16 protein-coding genes are annotated in these 19,402 nt (G+C 40.5%); 5 read left to right on the forward strand and 11 right to left on the reverse strand.

Features of this window, described 5'->3' with window-relative positions:
* Positions 1 to 2 precede the first annotated feature (2 nt).
* Positions 3 to 1,790, forward strand: coding sequence for an allophanate hydrolase (gene atzF / locus CWC04_RS05710; RefSeq protein ID WP_138684869.1), 1,788 nt, complete (start codon positions 3 to 5; stop codon positions 1,788 to 1,790).
* Positions 1,791 to 1,827: 37 nt separating this feature from the next.
* On the opposite strand, the gene CWC04_RS05715 is transcribed toward atzF, so the two are convergent.
* Both CWC04_RS05715 and CWC04_RS05720 read right to left on the reverse strand, forming a co-directional pair.
* Positions 1,828 to 2,355, reverse strand: a complete 528-nt coding sequence (locus CWC04_RS05715) for an acyloxyacyl hydrolase (protein ID WP_024033246.1) — start codon at positions 2,353 to 2,355, stop codon at positions 1,828 to 1,830.
* Between the two features lie 167 nt (positions 2,356 to 2,522).
* Complete coding sequence (locus tag CWC04_RS05720) at positions 2,523 to 3,860, reverse strand: MATE family efflux transporter (RefSeq protein ID WP_138684870.1); 1,338 nt, start codon at positions 3,858 to 3,860, stop codon at positions 2,523 to 2,525.
* Positions 3,861 to 4,032: 172 nt separating this feature from the next.
* Between CWC04_RS05720 and CWC04_RS05725 the strand changes: the two genes are divergently transcribed.
* Positions 4,033 to 4,929 (forward strand): LysR family transcriptional regulator, encoded by an 897-nt coding sequence (locus tag CWC04_RS05725; protein WP_024033248.1) that lies wholly within the window; start codon positions 4,033 to 4,035, stop codon positions 4,927 to 4,929.
* Between the two features lie 87 nt (positions 4,930 to 5,016).
* Here the strand turns inward: CWC04_RS05725 and CWC04_RS05730 are convergent, their stop codons facing one another.
* The 5 genes from CWC04_RS05730 to CWC04_RS05750 form a co-directional block, all read right to left on the reverse strand.
* Entirely contained in the window at positions 5,017 to 5,256 is a 240-nt protein-coding gene (locus CWC04_RS05730; RefSeq protein WP_138684871.1) for an HP1242/YdcH family protein, read from the reverse strand.
* A 136-nt stretch (positions 5,257 to 5,392) separates the two neighbouring features.
* Complete coding sequence (locus tag CWC04_RS05735) at positions 5,393 to 7,240, reverse strand: monovalent cation:proton antiporter-2 (CPA2) family protein (protein WP_138684872.1); 1,848 nt, start codon at positions 7,238 to 7,240, stop codon at positions 5,393 to 5,395.
* A 2-nt stretch (positions 7,241 to 7,242) separates the two neighbouring features.
* On the reverse strand, positions 7,243 to 7,851 hold the full coding sequence (locus tag CWC04_RS05740) for an NAD(P)H-dependent oxidoreductase (RefSeq protein ID WP_138684873.1): 609 nt from the start codon (positions 7,849 to 7,851) through the stop codon (positions 7,243 to 7,245).
* Positions 7,852 to 7,945: 94 nt separating this feature from the next.
* A complete protein-coding gene (locus tag CWC04_RS05745; RefSeq protein WP_138684874.1) occupies positions 7,946 to 8,791 on the reverse strand; it encodes an enoyl-CoA hydratase/isomerase family protein in 846 nt (281 codons plus the stop codon).
* Between the two features lie 246 nt (positions 8,792 to 9,037).
* Complete coding sequence (locus CWC04_RS05750; protein WP_138684875.1) at positions 9,038 to 10,870, reverse strand: tetratricopeptide repeat-containing diguanylate cyclase; 1,833 nt, start codon at positions 10,868 to 10,870, stop codon at positions 9,038 to 9,040.
* Positions 10,871 to 11,245: 375 nt separating this feature from the next.
* Between CWC04_RS05750 and CWC04_RS05755 the strand changes: the two genes are divergently transcribed.
* Both CWC04_RS05755 and CWC04_RS05760 read left to right on the forward strand, forming a co-directional pair.
* Positions 11,246 to 12,541: a YHYH protein gene (locus CWC04_RS05755; RefSeq protein ID WP_249326057.1), complete on the forward strand. Its 1,296-nt coding sequence runs from the start codon at positions 11,246 to 11,248 to the stop codon at positions 12,539 to 12,541.
* 437 nt (positions 12,542 to 12,978) lie between these two features.
* Positions 12,979 to 13,746 (forward strand): DUF6515 family protein, encoded by a 768-nt coding sequence (locus CWC04_RS05760; RefSeq protein ID WP_138684877.1) that lies wholly within the window; start codon positions 12,979 to 12,981, stop codon positions 13,744 to 13,746.
* Positions 13,747 to 13,777: 31 nt separating this feature from the next.
* Here the strand turns inward: CWC04_RS05760 and CWC04_RS05765 are convergent, their stop codons facing one another.
* Positions 13,778 to 14,251 (reverse strand): VOC family protein, encoded by a 474-nt coding sequence (locus CWC04_RS05765; protein WP_138684878.1) that lies wholly within the window; start codon positions 14,249 to 14,251, stop codon positions 13,778 to 13,780.
* A 170-nt stretch (positions 14,252 to 14,421) separates the two neighbouring features.
* On the opposite strand from CWC04_RS05765, the gene CWC04_RS05770 reads away from it, so the two are divergent.
* Entirely contained in the window at positions 14,422 to 15,438 is a 1,017-nt protein-coding gene (locus CWC04_RS05770) for a substrate-binding domain-containing protein (protein WP_138684879.1), read from the forward strand.
* A gap of 66 nt (positions 15,439 to 15,504) precedes the next feature.
* Here CWC04_RS05770 and CWC04_RS05775 read toward each other — a convergent pair whose 3' ends face one another.
* The 3 genes from CWC04_RS05775 to CWC04_RS05785 form a co-directional block, all read right to left on the reverse strand.
* Positions 15,505 to 15,975 (reverse strand): GFA family protein, encoded by a 471-nt coding sequence (locus CWC04_RS05775; protein ID WP_138684880.1) that lies wholly within the window; start codon positions 15,973 to 15,975, stop codon positions 15,505 to 15,507.
* Between the two features lie 107 nt (positions 15,976 to 16,082).
* Positions 16,083 to 18,155 carry a catalase gene (locus CWC04_RS05780; protein ID WP_138684881.1) on the reverse strand — a complete coding sequence of 691 codons (2,073 nt, stop codon included), beginning with the start codon at positions 18,153 to 18,155 and terminating at the stop codon, positions 16,083 to 16,085.
* 230 nt (positions 18,156 to 18,385) lie between these two features.
* Positions 18,386 to 19,219 (reverse strand): mechanosensitive ion channel family protein, encoded by an 834-nt coding sequence (locus CWC04_RS05785; RefSeq protein ID WP_004589490.1) that lies wholly within the window; start codon positions 19,217 to 19,219, stop codon positions 18,386 to 18,388.
* Positions 19,220 to 19,402: the final 183 nt, after the last annotated feature.

A 19,402-nucleotide genomic window follows, 5' to 3' on the forward strand; every position in this document is an offset into this window, starting at 1 on the left:
GAATGTCACAAATTAACTTATCAATTAGCCAATTACATAACGCGTACAGTAGTGGTGAGTTATCGCCGGCCACTCTGATTAGCCATTTAACTGAACAAGCAAAACAACAAGAAGCCGTATGGCTACATGTACTTTCGGCGCAAGAGCTCGCGCCCTATTTAAAAGCCTTAGAATCTAAATCGTTAAAAACGCATCCTCTTTATGGGGTTCCTTTTGCTATAAAAGATAATATAGATTTAGCCGGTATTCCCACTACCGCAGCCTGCCCTGAATTTACCTATACACCTAAAAGTTCAGCCTTTGTAGTAGAGCAACTCATTGCAGCAGGCGCCATCCCTATTGGTAAAACTAACCTTGATCAATTTGCCACAGGCTTAGTGGGTACGCGCTCTCCTTTTGGTGAAACACCAAACGCGTTTAATCCTGATTATATTTCGGGTGGATCAAGCAGTGGCTCAGCCGTTGCCACAGCCTCTGGTATTGTAAGCTTTGCATTAGGCACAGACACCGCAGGCTCTGGTCGAGTACCCGCATGTTTTAATAATCTAGTGGGTGTAAAACCGAGTAAAGGGTTGCTATCGAATAGCGGCATGGTACCGGCATGTAAGAGTATTGATTGCATGAGTATATTTGCGTTAAATGCAATCGATGCTAATAAAGTGCTTCAGGTAGCTGCTAAATACGACCCCAATGATTGCTACTCACGTAAAAACCCGCCAGCTAACCAGCAACCAGTATTGGTAAATAGCGCATTTAGCTTTGCTGTACCACTTCCTGAGCAGCTGAAATTTTTTGGTGACGAAGGTTACAAAAGTGAATTTGCAAAAGCAGTTAACGAATTACAAAAAATGGGCGGGGTTAAAAAGGAGCTCGACTTTAGTCCTTTATTTGAAGCTGCAACACTGCTTTACGAAGGTCCTTGGGTAAGTGAGCGCTATTTAGCCACTCAAGATTTAATGGAAAATAACCCACAAGCACTGTTAGATGTTACCCGCACTATTATAAGTGGCGGTATTAAACCTCTGGCTATTGATTGTTTTAGCGCGTTATACAAACTACAAGCTTTTAAGCAGCAAGCTGATTTATTAGTTGAGCAAGCTGACTTTGTTGTTACGCCAACCGCAGGCAGGCACTTTACACGAGATGAAATTCGCGAAAACCCTATTGAGCTTAATTCTCAGCTTGGTTATTACACCAACTTTATGAACTTGTTAGATTATGCTGCAGTAGCCGTACCTACTAGTTTTACAGCCGAGAGTATGCCTTTTGGTATTACGTTATTTAGCTTTGCAATGAAAGATCAAAAACTACTTAGCTATGCCGATAAAATAATGCAGCACAATGCATTGCCATTAGGGGCAACTAAACACCCTTTCATTAGCACCGAGCTGGATACTTCTAAAAATACGGGCTTTATTGATATTGCAGTATGTGGCGCGCATTTATCAGGTATGCCACTAAACAGCCAGCTAATTGAGCGTAATGCTCAGCTAATTACTAAAACACGTAGCGCTAAGAGCTATAAAATGTTTGCTGTTGAGGGCAACATAGAGCGCCCTGCACTGTTTAAAACACAGCGAGATGCTAACGACTTTGAACTAGAAGTATGGCGAATGCCCACTCAACACTTTGCAAGTTTTGTACAAGGTATTAGCGACCCGCTCGGTATAGGCCAAGTAACACTTGCCGATAAAAGCCTAGTTACCGGTTTTATTGCGCAAAGCCATGCACAATCGGGTAAAGATATTAGCGAGTACGGTAGTTGGCGAAAATATATAGCCACTAAATAAAACATAAAAGCCCTAAATTTAGGGCTTTTGCTTTTAGTTAAAGTGCGCGTGAGTAGCTAAGCGATATAAAATCGAGGCCTGGGTTGGGCTTTTTAATACCAGCGTTTGAATAATGAAAATACTTAAGCGACACGCTATGTTGCTCAGCCTCACCAAATTTCATGGCAATGCCTAGGCGGTCTTCAAACTGGTAATGTGTGCTTATGTTTTTACCCGCAAATTTGGTGTCATCTAATAAGCTTAAACCAATACCAAACTCGGCAAAAACGCGGTTCCCAGCAATACTGCCAATAGGATAAAAAATAACAGGCGAAAGCGATAAGCCTAAATTAGCGTCGTAGCGTTTTGGGTCATCGTATTCAAAAAAGTTGGCATTGGCTTCTAGGTAAATCTCTAGCTCTTCAAAGCCTTCTATTTGATAATCTAAGGCATATTGATAAGCCACCTTAATCCCTCGCACGTCTCCTTCGCCTTGAATATAGCTCATCGAAAAGTAATCTTGTGCAGCCGTTGCAGCGCCTGCGTATAGCGTTATAGCTATTAAAAATAATTTATAAAGTTTCATGTTATTCACCTCAAGCAGCTCTATTTTTATTGCAATTGCTTGACCTAAACACAGCAAATTTAGCTGCTCTAGATTAAGCAATGATTCAATGAGGTGCATACTAATTGCATTTAACTATTTTGATAATTGCAATTTAAGTGGAATAACTTTCTTTAATATATTGATAATTAAACAGTGTTTGAGCGCACGCTAACGTGTGTTGTTAACCGCTTATATTGCTGCTTAAAAAGCTGCCAACCCACAATACCCGATAAGGTATTACCGCATGCCATACCGATAAATAACCCTGTTAAACCGTAAAAATACGAGCCTAACCAAAGTAGTGGTAAGAAACACAAAAATAGCCGTAATATAGAGATAAATAAGGCCGTGGTCGCAAACCCCAGCGCGTTACATACCGATACCGTGATCATACATACACCCAAAGCCGCGTAGCTCAGGGGCACAAATGCAAAGTAATCTGTTAGGTTAGCTACTATTTCACTATTATTGCTAAGCGCATTTGCAAGCGGGTTAGCCACACCTAGCATAATAACCGCTAATAAAATTTGTATGCCAATTACAAAACCGCACGCAAGTTTTACTACGCTTAATATTTGCCTAAGCTCGCCCCGCCCTTTTAAATTTCCAACAATGGGGGGCAGCGCCATGGTAAGCGCTAAAATTAAAATAATCGCAATATATTCAATACGGTTTGCAAGCCCCCAAGCTGCTACAGCAAACCCACCATACGCGGCAATCAATGCCGTTACTATCATGGCTGAAATAGGCGGAATAAACTGTGAAAGTAAAGCCGGCGCCATCATTTTGGCAATGGCTTTTATTGCCTGCTCGGTGCGGTTTTTTAAAACGTCAAAGGTTACAAGTTCTCGTTTAATAAGCGTGTAAAACACCACTACTAAGCCTATTGAAAAAGCAACACAGCTTGCCCATGCAGCACCCGCTAACCCCATATCAAAGGTAAACATAAACAATGGATCGAGCGCTATATTTAACACACTGGTTAGCACCATAATTCGCCCAGGCAATAAGGTTTCGTTATGGGCACGGCAAATGCTGTAACCAAAATAAAGAAGCGCTCCAAGCCAGCAGCTTATTAGCCAAGGTAGCCAGTAAAGCTCGGTTAAATTAAATAACGAAGGCGTTGCACCCAGCGCTAAAATTATAGGCTGCTGAAAAAGCCACAACGCCAAGCACAATAGCGTTACAATTACGGTGCCAATAAGTACGATTAAACTACCTAAGTAGCGTGCATAGTTAACTTTATTTTCCCCAAGTGCAGTAGAAATGGTCGCAGTTGCCGCAATACCTAAGCCTACTTGTACTCCCACAATTACCTGAAAAATAGCAATACTAAAGGCAACTACAGCGAGCGGCTCAGCGCCTAGCTTAGCAATAAAAATACTGTCTACCAGCTGGCTTCCCATAATAGAAAACAAGCCAACCAACATAGGCCAAGTTTGCTTAAATAAATACTTTAAAAGTAATGATGTATTACGGCTCATAAGGCAGGCTCACTCTAAACTTAAAAATTTAAACGAGAAAAATACCGAAAAAAAAGGCGCTTATAGTAAGCGCCACAGGAAAAGTCACAATGAATAAGCTGCTAGTATATTTACACAACTAAGTATTGATAATATAGTTGTTTAAATAATCAGTTTATTGAAAAATTTGATAATGAACATTGCCCATTTAAATCTGTTTGTCAGAATCGCAACAACACACAATATTAGCTTAGCTGGCAAGGAGTTAGGTTTGTCGGCTGCGGTTTCTAGTGCCCAAATGAATAAGCTTGAAGAAACGCTCGGCGTTAAACTTATTCATCGTACAACGCGTAAAGTATCGCTAACCGAAGAGGGGCAGGCTTTTTTACCCCACGCCGAGGAAGTGCTTGCCAATGTTGAAATGGCACGCGCCTCGGTAGGTATAGGCAGTGTAACTCCACAAGGAAAATTGCGCATTACCGCCCCTGCTTCGTTCGGGCGTATGCATATTATTCCTGCATTGGCTGGATTTATTGAGCAATACCCCGACCTGACAATTGATTTACGCTTAAGCGATAGCATTATTGATATGGTCGGCGGTGGTTTTGATATAGCAATACGCGACGCAGCCCTAAACGACTCAACCCTTATAGCCCGAAAGGTTGCCCGCGATAAACGCTTAATTTGCGCATCACCTAATTACCTTGCAAAACACGGCGCCCCAACAACACCGCAAGATTTAAAAAATCATACTTGCGTTAATTTACATGGTTTAACTACGTGGTCGTTTATTACACCCGAGGGCACACAAAACATTAAAACCAATAACGTATTACAAGCTGACAACGGTGAAGCGGTGCGCGATGCGTGCGTGCAAGGCCTAGGTATTACGTTAATGTCGAGCTGGTGTGCCTATAAAAAACTACAAAGTGGTGAGCTGGTACAAATTTTACAAGACTACCCACTTGCATCCGACACCGCTATTTGGAGTGTTTACCCAAGTTCGCGTTTATTAGCGCCAAAAGTAAGGGCCTTTATAGACTACTTTAGCGGCTACTTTGGTGACGAACCCTACTGGGAAAAAATATAATTATTTAACCGTAAAATATAAAAGCACAAACCTAGGTTTGTGCTTTTTGCGTTTTAAGCTTTAATTTTAAAGTGTTAAATAAAACCGTTATTTACTGTTTAAACGCTTATAGATTATGTCTTTTAGTACTGCGCGATCATGCTTTAACTGATGCATTGCTTCGTCATCAATTGGCGCATTTTCGAGTTCTAACTCGCGAATTTGTGTATCCAGTGCGTTGTATTTTTCAACTTGCTGTGCAAATTCTGCATCACTTTTAATAAGCGATGTGAGTGTGTCTGTGTACTGTGGGAATTCGTTTGCTACTGAGTGATTTTCGCCTAACATAATTGTTCTCCGTTGTTTTAATAGGTAACCCCTTGGGCATGTAAAAATAGTAGCAACTAACCTTTATTTTTATAATACCCATTTTAGCAGAGTTACTTTATTCAATAATTTGATAATAGCTAATATAAACGTACCGCTACGTTGGGTTTTTAGCTTTCCAGGCGTTATCGGTCGCTCTTAGGTTTTCGCTATCTATACTCATTACTTGCTCAAGATGCTGATGATGCTGCTTATACGCCGATATATAACTTTCTTGCTCGTTGCGATTTTTATAAAGCTCAGGCATTACATGAGCATCTTTTTGTTTAAACAAACGTTGTAACCGGTAAGCCTCATAGGGCTCTACTCCTAACGCTTCTAAAGCGGCTTGCCCCATTTCTAGTGCGCTACCAACTGTTTCTCGGTGAATGCTATTAAGGCCGCTATCCATGAGTTTAAACTCGGCTTCGCGGTTGTATGCACTAATTACTATTTTAAGCCACGGAAAATGCTTTTTAGCCAGCTCAGCCAAATGTTTGGCTTGTTCGGTATTGCTCATGGTAATTACCAGTAGCTCTGCCGATGCTGCTCCTGCTGCATGAAGTAAATCTAAACGCGTGGCATCGCCATAATAAACTTCAAAGCCAAGTTTTCTGAGTAAGTTAACGTTGTTAGCATCGTTATCTAAAATAACGGGTTTAATACCTGAAGATATTAAAAAGCGGCCAAGGTCTGTGCCTAAACGGCCAAAGCCTGCCAAAATAACACGATGATTTTGTTGTGCTATCGTATCGGGTTCTGAGCTTTGTGCTGGTATTGCTTGGTTTTGTGCTAAAAACTTATCATGAAAAATAAATAACAACGGCGCTAAAAACATTGAAATAGCCACCGCCGATATAAGCGGGTCAATGACGTTATTGGCTAATACACCGTTATTTTTTGCAAACTGAAATAACACAAACGCAAACTCCCCACCTTGCGCTAAGGCAATGGCAAATAACGAGCGCGCTCCCGAGCTAATTTTAAATAACTTGCCAACAATTACTAATACCAACCACTTTATGGCAATTAAGCCTGTTGTTAAACCAAGGATTAGTAATAGATTATCGCCAATTAACGTAAAGTTTAAACTCGCCCCAATGGAGATAAAAAATATACCCAGTAGCAAGCCTTTAAAGGGTTCTATGTCGCTTTCAAGCTCGTGTCTAAATTCGCTGTCGGCAAGTACCACACCAGCTAAAAATGCCCCAAGCGCCGGCGATAGCCCTACCGCAAGCATTAACAAAGAGGTACCAATAACCAAAGCAAGCGCAGCAGCAACAAACACTTCGCGAATACCGGTTTTTGCTATGGCTCTAAATATAGGTTGGCTGGCAAATTTACCTATTAAAAATACCGCAAAAATAGCCGCAAGAGTCAGTATCACTCGCAAATAATTAGGCAGTGTTGTTATATCAAATAGCACAGAGCTGTGGTGCGAGCCGCCCGCTATAGCAAATGTTGCCAGTAACGGCAGTGCTGCAAGCATAGGAATAACCGCTAAATCTTGAAACAACAATACAGCAAACACACTGCGCCCTGCTTCTGTATTCATTTGGCCTTTTTCTTGAAGGGTTTGTAGCACAATAGCCGTAGACGATAACGACACGATTAAACCAACCGCCAATGCTTGCTGCCACGGTAAAAATATTAGCGCAATAGCAGTAATAATAATGCTTGTAGCAATTACCTGCGAGCCACCAATACCTAAAATAGGCAGCTTTAACTGCCAAAGTAAGGACGGTTTAAGTTCAAGCCCAACTAAAAATAGCATCATCACTACGCCAAATTCAGTAAAGTGCATAATGGCTTCTACATCACCAATTAACGAAGCGCCAAAAGGCCCAATAATAATACCGGCAATTAAATAACCCAGCACTGAGCCTAAGCCTAATTTTTTTGCTATAGGTACCGCAATGGCCGCAGCGGCTAAAAATATAAATACTTGAAGTAAAAAACCTTCCATAGCTAGTCCCTCCTGATAAGTTTATTTAAATCAGAGTTTAAAAATTCACTGTCCGCCAACTGCGCTGCATCTAGCTTGCTATCTCGCAGTGCTAAAATAGCGCGGCGATATTGCTGAGCATAATTATGTACCTGCTCTGGTGCTAAACCACGGTGTACGCCACTAATTACAAACGGCGGTAAGCATTGCATTTTGCATAAATTAACAGTGGCTTTAAAAGGCGAAGTGAGTTGCTCTATGGTAAATTTATTTATGCCCTTGGGCGTATAGGTATCGGCATCGCCCCCGGTTGTAATGGCCTGTAGCGCCAATTTATTTTTTAATGCATCACCTTTTGAGCCATACGCCCAATTGTGTTCAAGTACTAGGTCAAACCACTGTTTAATAATGGCTGGGCTTGAGTACCAATAAAAAGGATGTTGAAAAACAATAATGTCGTGTGCTTCGCATAAAGCTTGCTCGCGCTGCACGTCAATCATCAGATCGGGGTAATGTGCGTATAAGTCGTTAACAGTAACGCCTTCAAGGTCTTCTACTGCGCTGCGCAACCCTTTATTTATATTTGAGCGAGCAGCCGCTGGGTGAGCAAAAATAATGAGTATTTTTTTCATGGTTTATCGCCTATTGCACTGTAAAATCAAAGCCTACAGCTGAAGTTAAATAAATTAGGGCGCACTGCCATGCACTGCGCCTTAGTTAAAACCGTTATTTAACGTCTTGAATTGAAACCACCATGTCGGGCCAATTACGTTGGTTTTCCATGCTGTACTCGGCACCTTGCTCATCGGCGTATTTAAAACGCCTTAACGCAGGTGTTTGGCTTGTCGCTTGGTATAACCAATAAGCTTCAGCGCGAAGCGCTTCTTGAATAGGTAAGTCGATTGACTCATACACTGCTTGTTTAGTGGCATTAATCGATTCGCTTGGCCAAAGCGCAATGCGCTTTGCAAGTTTATCAACGTATGGGCCTATTTCGTCTGGGTTTAGTGCGCGGTTAACGGTGCCGTAAAATTCGGCTTGGTCTGCGTCAAAGTCATCGGCGCTTAGTACTATTTCAAGCGCTCGGCCTAAACCAGTTTGACGTGCCATACGCGATGCACCACCGCCACAAGGTAAAATCCCCATACCCACTTCCATTTGCATAAACTTAGCTTTACCACGAGCTGCAAAGCGCATGTCGCATGCGAGCGCAAACTCATGGCCGCCTCCTCGGGCAAAGCCTTCTATTTTTGCAATGGTTGCTTGCGGTAATTTACTAATGCGCTCTAACACAACCTGTAGGTCGAGCAGTTTTACTTCGTTACGTGGAACAGCCTTATCAGACATATCCTTTAAAAAGTCGGTATCGGCATGCGAAACAAATATTTCTGGATGGGCCGATTGAAACACCACTACTTTAATTTGTTTATCGGCTTCTAACTTTTGTGCCAACATTGTTAAATCTGCAAGCATTGGTAAACCTTGAACATTTACCGGTGCGTAGTCAAAAGTAACCGTTAAAATTCCATTATTTGCAATGGTATTGAATGTAGTAAACCCTTCGTATTTCATAGCGTTACCCTTTGTTATTTTGTATAAATCAGCAAACGTTAAATGTTGTTAGCAACAATCAACTGAACGATTTACATTCTAGTAACTAAAGATAAATTTGATAATATTGATATTAAACGAATTAGTTTACTGTTATTTTTGATAATAATTGGTATTACTACCATCTCATTAGTAATTAGACCTGTATATTTTTTAATAATAAATAAAAAATTCTAGCCGTTTAATAACTCAATAATTATTGAGTTATTAAACCATTACTTTATTACGGCCTGCATTTTTAGCTGCGTATAATTGTTCATCAGCTCGTCGGGATGCATCTTTTGGGGCTTCACCTGGTTTAACTTGTACTACACCAATACTTACTGTTGATTTTATATGGAGTGAGGTATGAGTAACATTTTCAATATTTTCACGTATACGCTGGGCCACCTCATGTGCAAAACTAAGAGGAGTATTAGGTAAAACAACTAAAAATTCTTCTCCGCCAACCCTACCTGCACAATCTGTTTGACGAATGTTTTTTTCTATAAATTTAACAGTAGAAATAATAACTTCATCACCAATATCATGTCCGTAAGTGTCGTTTACTTGCTTAAAGTGGTCTATATCAATAACAATTAGTGAACACGCACTCCCTAAAAACTCACTCTTTTTAATCGCATTATATTTAAATTCAAATATTGCTCTACGATTAGCGATACCTGTTAATTCGTCTTTTAATGCAAGTGTTTTAAATCGCTGTTTATGCTGAGTTTGTTTATAAGTTATGTAAGCTAAAATCAATATTAGCCCAATAGAAAACAGCAAAGATGCAATTTGCCAAAACGCTTTTTCATCAGCTAAATTTAATAACTGCTCTTTTACCTCTGACGATTCTTTCAGTCTTGTTATTTCTCGTTTTTGCTGTTCCGAGTCAAACGCTAAACGTTGAGATAGTAATGTATTATCTGCAATTTCTTGCACTTTTCTATCTGCGATTTTTAATAACTCTCTTTGAGCTAAGGCTTCTTGCTGATAGTTATTTTTTTGCATTGCTAGTTCACGCTTAAATTCTAAAAAACGTGTTAAAGAGTCAACTGACCATACTTGAGAACTATTTTGCTCAAAGTCTAAATAAAGCAGTTCCGCCTCATCTAGGCGGCCCTTTTTAATTAACCACTCAGCTGTTGTTATTGATTGAATAAATTTAATCCACTCACTATTTAGTGTTAAACCCCTGGCTTTATTTAAGTATTGCTTAGCCGCTTGCAGCTCATTTAATTGAATATTTATTTGTGCGATTTTAAAAAGTAGGTAAGCATTCCCTTCATCGTCTTCATACTTAGTAACCGCTGGGAGTATACTGTTGTACAACAGTATCGCTTTTTGATAATTACCTTGAGCTTCATGAGCTTGGGCTAGGCTATCTGTGGCTATGTACCACTCTTGCTCATTATAATTTGTCAGCTCATTAATCGCTCTTTGCAATTGCTCTTCAGCGAGCGAAAAGTTGTGAAGATCGGCGTGGATAAGCCCTATCTCTTTAAGTATAAGCGCTTTGTCGTAAGAAAAGCCGCCTTGCTCATAGGAATTATAAGCTTGTTGAAATGCCAAAAAAGCTTGCTGGTACGAACCTTGTGAACGAAAAATTATCCCTAATATTAAGTTAGCTGTTGCATGTTGATAATAAAGCTCTGGATTTTTAGAGGTGGCACTAATAACATTTTTAGCCATTGAAGTGGCTGTACTTACTTTGCCTTGTTGGTATAAATGAAATGCGTGGCATGTTTCTAAATCGAGTTTTAATTTAGGCGAGTTAGCTTTTTTGATTGCTTGATTTGCATCTGTCAGTAAATCATTTAATGCTATATGATTTTTGTCATTTTGGGGGTCATAAAACCAACACTTTACAGTTTTAACACGAGCAGTATCGAGCACTGAAGAATAAGGTAAATTGCGCTCTAACTTATCCATAAGCTCACGACTTTGACTACTCGTTAAATGTCCACTTAGTATTTTTCCAACATCTTCTTTTACTGCATTAGCAAAAGTACTAAAACAAAGTAGAGAGTAAAAAACACCAATAAATAACTTAAACATTTAGCTTTATAATTCCTTTACCGTACTTAAAACACAATTGTAGGACACTGTAATTAGCTGACGACAATCTTTAATACCTACTGTTAATTATGGTAACAGTATTTGCTTTAATACTTATATTAATACTTGCATTAAAGTTTGCTGTTATAGGTTTTGTAATTGCTCTATCAACCACTTATGATTTGGGCTGTTATTGGTTCGTGGATGCCATGCGGCTATTATTGGCCTGAGCATGCTTTTCTCAGAGTGCTTTATCTAATAAACATTAATGGTTAAGAGCTCGGCTTATTAATTAGATTAAATGAAACTTTCATTTTATTTGCACAATTTATTGCCATACTAAAACCTACGTATATAAATCGTTTTGGGGTAAGTATGAGAACAATTAAACGAAGTCGTTTAAAAGCGCCTAGTGTTAACACTACAAAGACTAAGCTCGCATTTTGCCTGCTTAGTGCCACGGTACTTTTAACTGCATGTGGCGAGCAGATAAAAAGCGAAAGTACACCTGCCTCCCCAGAAGCTAAAAGCGCTAAAAACACGCTTATTAATACCGATGATTTTAATATTAAAGCCATGGTAAAGCTGCCACAAACTGTAGAGTGTACGCTTGAAAACGGCTTACAAACCCAGTGTGCTCAAGTGGTTTTAAAATATCAGCCCGACAACATTGAAGTCGGCCCTTTTTGCCCAGAAACACTCGACGACGTAGGCGGAATTTGGGATTGGGATGGCACCGATGCGGGGCTATATAGGTTAGATAAAGCATTTTTAACCATGCTTAACGAGCAAGGTTTTACCTTTTACGATGAAGACGGCAAAGTGCATATTGTTGATAACGCGACCATTCGCCCAACCGTTGATCATGCATGTATTAATGTATCGGTAGATAAAAGCGTGGAAATTACCGCCCTTTTACCACTGCACCCTGTTATGTCTGAACAATCAACAGCGTTGGGCACTGTATCTAAAGTGGGTATAGCGCTTGCGGGTGTGCCTATTTTTTCGGATGCGCCAAGTGTGCAACATACAGGGCATTTACCCGCGCTTGATACCTGCGCAGGTCATATTGACCCGGGCGGTTGGTACCACTACCACGGCACCGCCAGTGATATAGACAGCGTATATAAACACGAACATGTAAACGCCAACTGTAATAATTTAGCGCAAAAGCCAAGCGCCCTATTTGGTTATGGCTTTGATGGCTACCCAATTTACGGAAGCCAAGAGATTGATGGTACATCCCCAAGCGAGCTTGATAGCTGTAATGGCCACACAGGCCCCGCAGGCGAAAGCGGCATAGTCACTTACCACTACCATGCAAGTAATACATTCCCTAACTTACCTAAGTGCTTAAAAGGCGTGGTTGCACAAAATAATTTTACGACCACAGCACAAGCGGGTGTAGGGGCTAAGCCACCTGAAGGCACTAAAATAACTCGCCATGAACCACCTGGTGGAGGCGGTCCAAAAGCGGGTGGCCCTAACGGCGGCATGTCGCCACCGGGGTTTGCTGAGGCAGCTAACAAACTAGGCGTTAGCGAAGAAGCGCTTATGCAAGCAATGCAAAAAGCCGGCGGCCCTAATGCCGATTTAACGGTTGTAGCAAAGGCACTTAACGTAACACCGGAGCAACTAAAAACAGCCCTACCTGAAAAACCTAAACGCTAATTAACCTGAACTCTGGTTAGAGATTTACTAACATATTGAACCATAATGATATTTAAGTTTATTGTCTCTAGCCAGAGATTTTAAGTGAAAATAAGGTAAATTTACGCGTCAATAGCTTGCCTATTGCAAGTAATTTAAACGCGGTTAGCACTGAAAATAGCTGCTCGAGATAGATTTATTATCCAATAATTCAGGCTAATTATAAATTACGGCAAGTGTTAAAAGCACTTGCTGTAACAATTAGTTACGCAACTTATAGCCTATAAAAGTTCCTAAAATCGTCAAAAATGTAAGAAAACGTTGGCTTGTGTCAAGAACAGTAAACGTTAGTAAAAAGCTGTAAACACGCCCCTGTTATCGGTTACATGTCAGTTACCATTCAGTTTAAAGCGCTAGTATTGAACCCAGTTATGTAACAACATACACGAGGCACTAGTATGAAACTGACTCAATTACTCCCTGCTCTACTTGCCATAAGTGCAGTATCTGGCGCTGCATATGCAGCACCCAATGAGCGAGAACACGCAAAAAGTTTTAATAATGAGCGCGCAAAACGCATCGAATACAAACGAGATGAGCGCCGCGATGACAAAAAACAGCGTATAGAATATAAAAAAAACGACCGTAAAGAGCGCAAACAAGCCAAACGCGAGCACCGCAAAGAGCAAAAGCGCAAAGTTGCCCATTACAAACAGCAGCAACGCACTCGTAATTATTTTAAACATAATCGCCACAACGTAGTGACCTACCGGCCTGGGCATTATTTTAATCATTTACCGCGCAATAGTGCTTCAATCAGATTTAATGGCATTACGTTTACATTTAGTGATGGTATTTACTACAGAAAAGCAAAAAGAGGCTACCACGTAGTTAAGCCACCAAGAGGCTTAAGAATACACTCACTACCAAGGCATTATTCACACTTTAAACGCCATAATACCACTTACTATACCTATCAAAATGTATATTACGTGGCAGATAATAATGGTTATAGAGTAGTTGATGAGCCTAAAATAGTGGTTAATCAGGCTATTAAGGTAGGCAGTGCTAAAAATTATGATTTAGGGCAAACCTACGACACCCTCCCTATTTCGGCAGAGGCTGTCACGATTAACGATCAACAATATTTTAAGTACCAAGATATTTATTTTTTACCGCAAATAAACGGTGACGAAATAAAATATTTAGCGATAAATTTAGGGTAAACAATTTAGCTCAAACGCAGGGCAAGCTGCTTTATGCATCTTGCTCTTTTGACATTAAGTCGGCCATTCGTTGGTTAATTTCTTGCTCACTTAAATCTTCTTTATGGGTGCCTATGGTCCAAATATGCCCGAATGGGTCTTGTAGGGTGCCGGCTCTATCACCGTAAAACTGGTCGTGCACTGGGCGTACTTCTGTAGCGCCAAGTTCAATTGCCTTTTTAAATACGCTGTCTACATCTTCTACGTAAAGCATTAAACTTACCGGTGTGCCACCAAGTGCATTGGGGCTTTTAAATGACTCGTCCGGGCATGAGTCCGAAATCATAATGTGGGAGTCGCCAATTATAATTTCAGCATGGGCTATACCGCCCTCTGGCAGCGGCATTTGCATTACTAGCTGCGCATTAAATGCATCACGATAAAAACAAATAGCTTGCTGAGCACCTTCTATAATTAAGTACGGTGTTATCGAACTAAACCCTTTGGGAATTGCTGAAACAGTCATAACGCTCTCCATTATTTTTTATGGGTGTATGTATTTAGCCTATAGGTTAAAAACACTTCTTTCAACGTGTTAACTCATTTAAGTCACTATAATTAAATTAGCCAATTTGTGGTCAATAACTATACTAGCTGTAATATATATCTTACTTTTATTTGCTTAGGACTTTTATAATGTTAGCTAAAATTAGCTTAGCCGCTAAAAAGTATAAAGTTCTGAAGTATTTAGTTTTAAGCTGGTGTGCTTTATTCGCCCACCAAAGCGTGGCTAAAGTTGTGATTGCCATTGTAGGTAAAACAAAAAACGACACCTTTTATCAGCAAGCCTTTAAAGGCTGTTTGCACTTTAGTAATGAGCACCCTGAAATAGAATGCAAGTACGATGGACCAAAAGACTTTCAAGACATTCGTAGCCAATCTATGGTCATTAATAGGTTAGTTGATCAAAAAATAGATGGGTTAATTGTAGCAACAACCGACTCTCAGCATTTGGTCACTCGTTCATTAATGGCGCTTAAAAGCAAAAACATTCCTGTTATAACGTTTGATTCTGACCTGCTAGAAAAACACCAACAGTACCGCCTAGCCTACGTAGGCAGTAACAACTTCGACTTTGGCGTTGCCTTAGGCGAGCAAGTAAAAAAATTGACCAACAAAGCAAATAATACGCTTTGCATGCAGTCAGGGCACCATACTACCCCTAATTTAAACAAGCGTATTGCTGGGGTTAGGTATGCCTTGTCTGATCAAGCGACAGCGCACCTATCAGGTAAAAACGGCTGGCGCGAACATAGTCGCTGCCCCTTATTTAGTTTAGGTAAGCGCGAAGAGTCACTAAAGCAGTTAATGCATTTATTAAAAATGGACAACCCACCCATTTTTTTAGCTGTGGCGGGGTTTGCACAATTTAACCCTCATTACGTAAATGCCTTAGCGCCTTTTAAGCAACGTATTGCCGATAAAGACATTATTATTGTTTCTGCCGATACAGAAGAAATACAGCTCAATGTGTTAAGCAGGGGTCTATCTTCGGCTAACATAGGGCAAAACCCTTTTGAAATGGGCCGCTTGAGCACCAAGCTAATGCACGACTACATTTTATATAATAAAAAGCCTGCGCAATCTCACTACTACACCGACTTTCATTACTGTACACAAAGTAACGCCTCACAGTGCACTGTTAATCATTAAAATTTTACCCAGTTAACTGGGAGTTATGCCCTTTTAAGTACGATGCAGTGCACTTTAGCCAGCGTATTATTGCTCTAAGTTTAAGCGTTGGTGCCACGCTGCAATGCTTTCATCGGGGTATTCATCAAATTGTTTATCATTCTTTTGGATATGCGGGGTGACCCAATTGGCCTTACTGGCAAGCATTAAGTGGGTGCGCTCTGGCGGTATGGGTAATTCGCTGTCTATTGCGCCAGCAAAGGGATGAACTTGCTCAGGCCATCGCGAATCATATAACCACAAGTTACTGCTGCAGTGCTTACAAAAATGGCGCTCAGCGGGGCTGGTTTTATCACCCACTTTGGCATGATAAATAGTAATATGTTCACGCCCTGTAACCTCAAGCGTGCTGTATTGTGCGTTCAAATTTATAACAAACCCGCCACTGCCGGCCGTTTTACGACAAATAGAGCAGTAACATAAGTTATAAGGATAAGGGTGTTTAGAGCTCACACTAAACGTTACTTTGCCACAGTGACAAGCGCCTTTAAGCTTCATAATAAATCCAATTAGTTACTGTTTAAGAGTTAATACCATAACCAGTTAGCCATAAAAAAACCACACCCTTTACAGGGTGTGGTTTTTATTTGCTAAAGCGTTTTGTTCTAACGCTGCCAAAATCTTAAATTGCGCAATGTTTCAATAAATTTATCTGCAGAGTGCATGTTTAAATCTATCCAACCATCGTCGGCTTTACCATCAAGCCCTGCGGCTTCAAATAATGCCATGGCATCTTTTGTGTAGCCTATGTATTTCATGTGCGCGAACGCATCGCTCACAAAGTCTTTTGCCTCAGGAATACCAGCAAGCTTCTTAGCGCCCTCTTGCGTTGCAAGTACCATCACCGCATCGTAAAGCACCGAAGGGCCGCCATTGATTACTTGATCCGCTGCTACATGCTTACCTTTACTACAACACGCACCACCTACTTGTGCGGCCACAATTTCGTAGTTAGCACCTTCAGCGTCTAAGGCATTTGTAACCGAACTAAAAATATCAGCATCAAAGCCATCGCTCACTAAAATACCTAACTTACGACCTTTAAAGGTATCTGGCGCATTTTTTAAAATACTTAGCGCATCCGATACAGGTAAATCGTTACGCGTTGGCATAGCAGCTTCAGCCGGCTCTGGCATATCTTGCAGGCGCAGGCCTTTTGCAACTTCTTGCGCTAATGTGTTATCTACATTTAATAAGTGCGAAACCACACGCTCACGAATCGGCACATGCTCTACTTTTGAAAGCTCAAATACAAACGCATATTGAATGTGCGCTTGCTCTACTTCTGTTTGGCTTAAGTAAAATTGGCGCGCTTGGCTGTAGTGATCGCTAAATGTTTCTGAGCGATAACGCAGCTTATCTCCACCGCTTACTTCTGGCTCGCTTGAGCTTTTAAAGCCATGCACTGGGCATTCGCGGGGGTTATGCTCATCGCCGCTCCACGAGTTTGGCTCGTAGTTAGCACGCCCTTTAGGGTTATGCATTGCCATGTGGCCATCTTGTTGAAAATGACGCATTGGGCATTTAGGCGCATTAACCGGAATATGCGTAAAGTTAGGACCGCCTAAGCGTTTGGTTTGAGTATCTAAATACGAAAAGTTACGCCCTTGTAGTAATGGGTCGGGTGTAAAATCAAGCCCAGGTACAATGTTTTGTGTACAAAAAGCCACTTGCTCTGTTTCGGCAAAAAAGTTATCAACTACACGGTCAAGCACCATGCGGCCCACAATTTTTACTGGTACTTGCTCTTCAGGTATAAGCTTGGTGGCATCAAAAACATCAAATTCAAATTCATCAGCAAATTGCTGATCAAACACTTGTACACCCAGCTCCCACTCTGGGAAGTCGCCTTTACCAATAGATTCCCACATATCTCTGCGATGAAAATCAGGGTCTGCACCATTAAGTTTAAGTGCTTCGTTCCACACTACTGACTGCATACCTGCTTTTGGTTTCCAATGAAACTTAACAAATTTTTCATCGCCATTTGCATTAATAAATTTAAAGGTATGAACACCAAAGCCTTCCATAAAGCGTAAAGAGCGCGGTATGGCTCTATCTGACATGGCCCACATAATCATATGAATTGACTCAGGCGATAAACTTACAAAGTCCCAAAAGTTATCGTGCGCGGTTTGCGCTTGTGGAAAACCACGGTCTGGTTCAGCCTTAGCTGAGTGAATTAAATCAGGAAACTTCATCGCATCCTGAATAAAAAATACAGGTATGTTGTTACCCACTAAATCCCAGTTTCCTTCTTGGGTGTAAAATTTAACAGCAAACCCGCGAACATCACGTGCTAAATCGGGGGACCCTTTATTCCCTGCCACAGTTGAGAACCGTGCAAATACCGGTGTTTTTTCACCTTTGCGCTGAAAAATATCAGCACAGGTTAAATCTTCAAGCGTATCGTAGGTTTCAAAATAACCATGAGCACCGTAGCCTCTGGCATGTACCACACGCTCTGGAATGCGCTCGTGATCAAAGTGAAACAGCTTTTCGCGCATTACATGATCTTCTAATAAACCTGGGCCGCGCTTGCCTGCACGTAATGAGTTTTGATCGTCGCTAACAGGGCACCCTTGCGCGGTGGTCATCGTTGGGTATTCATCAGAAGCCTTTTGGTGTAATTCGCCACCATGCCCTTTATTGCCTGAGTATTTAAATGATTCAGCCATGTTTAGTCCTTCATACAATTTGATTTAATGGGTCGATAGTTTTTATGAGCTTTAAAACTAAAAGCGACTATGCAAATGCAAAATAAAGACCAGCCATCCAACCTAGTAAAAAAGGGCTGTACAGACAAAAAAGTAGTATTTGAGGTAATTTATAAAAGAAAAAATTACACAGGCGTGTAACTTTTTCAGACAAAAAAAGAGCACTTATAAAGTGCTCTTAGGCTTAAGCCTTAATCTTTATTCTCGTTAACTAAAATAACTTTACGATGTGGGAATGGAATTTCGATATTGTTTTCATCAAGGGCTTTTTTAATCAGCTCTGGCACCGTGTATAAAATTTCGAAGTAGTGCTCGCCTTTACAAAAAGGTCTTACTAAAAAGTCTACCGAGCTATTGTTTAGTGTTTCTACTTCAACAAAAGGAGCTGGGTCTTTTAGTATGTGTGGATGAGCCTCAAGTACGCTATCAATAACTTTGCGAACAGCGTCGGTGTTTTCATCGTATGCCACACCAAAGTGCATATCTACGCCACGAATAGGATGATGCGAATGATTAATAATTTGCGCTCCCCATATTTGGCTATTTGGGATAATAACTTGCTGATTATCGAACGTTTGCAAAATAGTTGTAAACATATCAACCTCGGTAACTTTACCAAAGCGCCCTGCGGCTTCAATAAAGTCGTTTACTTTGTAAGGTCTAAATATAAGTAACATTACACCTGCAGCTAAGTTAGACATAGCACCTTGCAGCGCTAACCCAATAGCTAAACCTGCCGCACCTAATAGCGCAATTATTGAAGCTGTTTGCACACCAAAGCGGTTTAACACGGCAATAAATACAAACGCTAAAATAACATAGCGCGCCATACTGCCTAAAAAGCGAAACAGCGTGTCATCAAAGTGAGTGTATTTATGGCATAAACTAATAATCATATTACGCACTTTACCCGCAAGCCATAAGCCTATTAGTAATATGACAATTGCCATTAGAATATTTGTTGCCCACATTACTGCTGCCGGCAAATACTGATTTACATCAATATTATTTATTATCTCGTCCATTTTATTGTTCCTATTAGACTGGTTGTAAATATAAAAGCATATTAAACACTTAATATTAACTTTTTATTAACTAAATTACGAATTTTTACTTATTCGCTGTATTTGCCTTTCATTTTTATCACCAATAACAGTTATAAAATCAAATCAGTATATAAACTGACCGAAAATATTTTTTATTGCGTA

The sequence above is a fragment of the Pseudoalteromonas sp. S2893 genome, from assembly GCF_005887105.1.
In the GTDB taxonomy this organism is placed as follows: Bacteria; Pseudomonadota; Gammaproteobacteria; order Enterobacterales; family Alteromonadaceae; genus Pseudoalteromonas; species Pseudoalteromonas atlantica.

Coding starts and splice junctions, on each gene's coding strand:
- CWC04_RS05735 (WP_138684872.1), bottom strand. CDS start 7,240: ATGGAAGGTTTTTTACTTCAAGTATTTATATTTTTAGCCGCTGCGGCC.
- CWC04_RS05765 (WP_138684878.1), bottom strand. CDS start 14,251: ATGACTGTTTCAGCAATTCCCAAAGGGTTTAGTTCGATAACACCGTAC.
- CWC04_RS05740 (WP_138684873.1), bottom strand. CDS start 7,851: ATGAAAAAAATACTCATTATTTTTGCTCACCCAGCGGCTGCTCGCTCA.
- CWC04_RS05785 (WP_004589490.1), bottom strand. CDS start 19,219: ATGGACGAGATAATAAATAATATTGATGTAAATCAGTATTTGCCGGCA.
- CWC04_RS05745 (WP_138684874.1), bottom strand. CDS start 8,791: ATGAAATACGAAGGGTTTACTACATTCAATACCATTGCAAATAATGGA.
- CWC04_RS05750 (WP_138684875.1), bottom strand. CDS start 10,870: ATGTTTAAGTTATTTATTGGTGTTTTTTACTCTCTACTTTGTTTTAGT.
- CWC04_RS05725 (WP_024033248.1), top strand. CDS start 4,033: ATGAACATTGCCCATTTAAATCTGTTTGTCAGAATCGCAACAACACAC.
- CWC04_RS05715 (WP_024033246.1), bottom strand. CDS start 2,355: ATGAAACTTTATAAATTATTTTTAATAGCTATAACGCTATACGCAGGC.
- CWC04_RS05755 (WP_249326057.1), top strand. CDS start 11,246: ATGAGAACAATTAAACGAAGTCGTTTAAAAGCGCCTAGTGTTAACACT.
- CWC04_RS05760 (WP_138684877.1), top strand. CDS start 12,979: ATGAAACTGACTCAATTACTCCCTGCTCTACTTGCCATAAGTGCAGTA.
- CWC04_RS05770 (WP_138684879.1), top strand. CDS start 14,422: ATGTTAGCTAAAATTAGCTTAGCCGCTAAAAAGTATAAAGTTCTGAAG.
- CWC04_RS05780 (WP_138684881.1), bottom strand. CDS start 18,155: ATGGCTGAATCATTTAAATACTCAGGCAATAAAGGGCATGGTGGCGAA.
- atzF (WP_138684869.1), top strand. CDS start 3: ATGTCACAAATTAACTTATCAATTAGCCAATTACATAACGCGTACAGT.
- CWC04_RS05775 (WP_138684880.1), bottom strand. CDS start 15,975: ATGAAGCTTAAAGGCGCTTGTCACTGTGGCAAAGTAACGTTTAGTGTG.
- CWC04_RS05720 (WP_138684870.1), bottom strand. CDS start 3,860: ATGAGCCGTAATACATCATTACTTTTAAAGTATTTATTTAAGCAAACT.
- CWC04_RS05730 (WP_138684871.1), bottom strand. CDS start 5,256: ATGTTAGGCGAAAATCACTCAGTAGCAAACGAATTCCCACAGTACACA.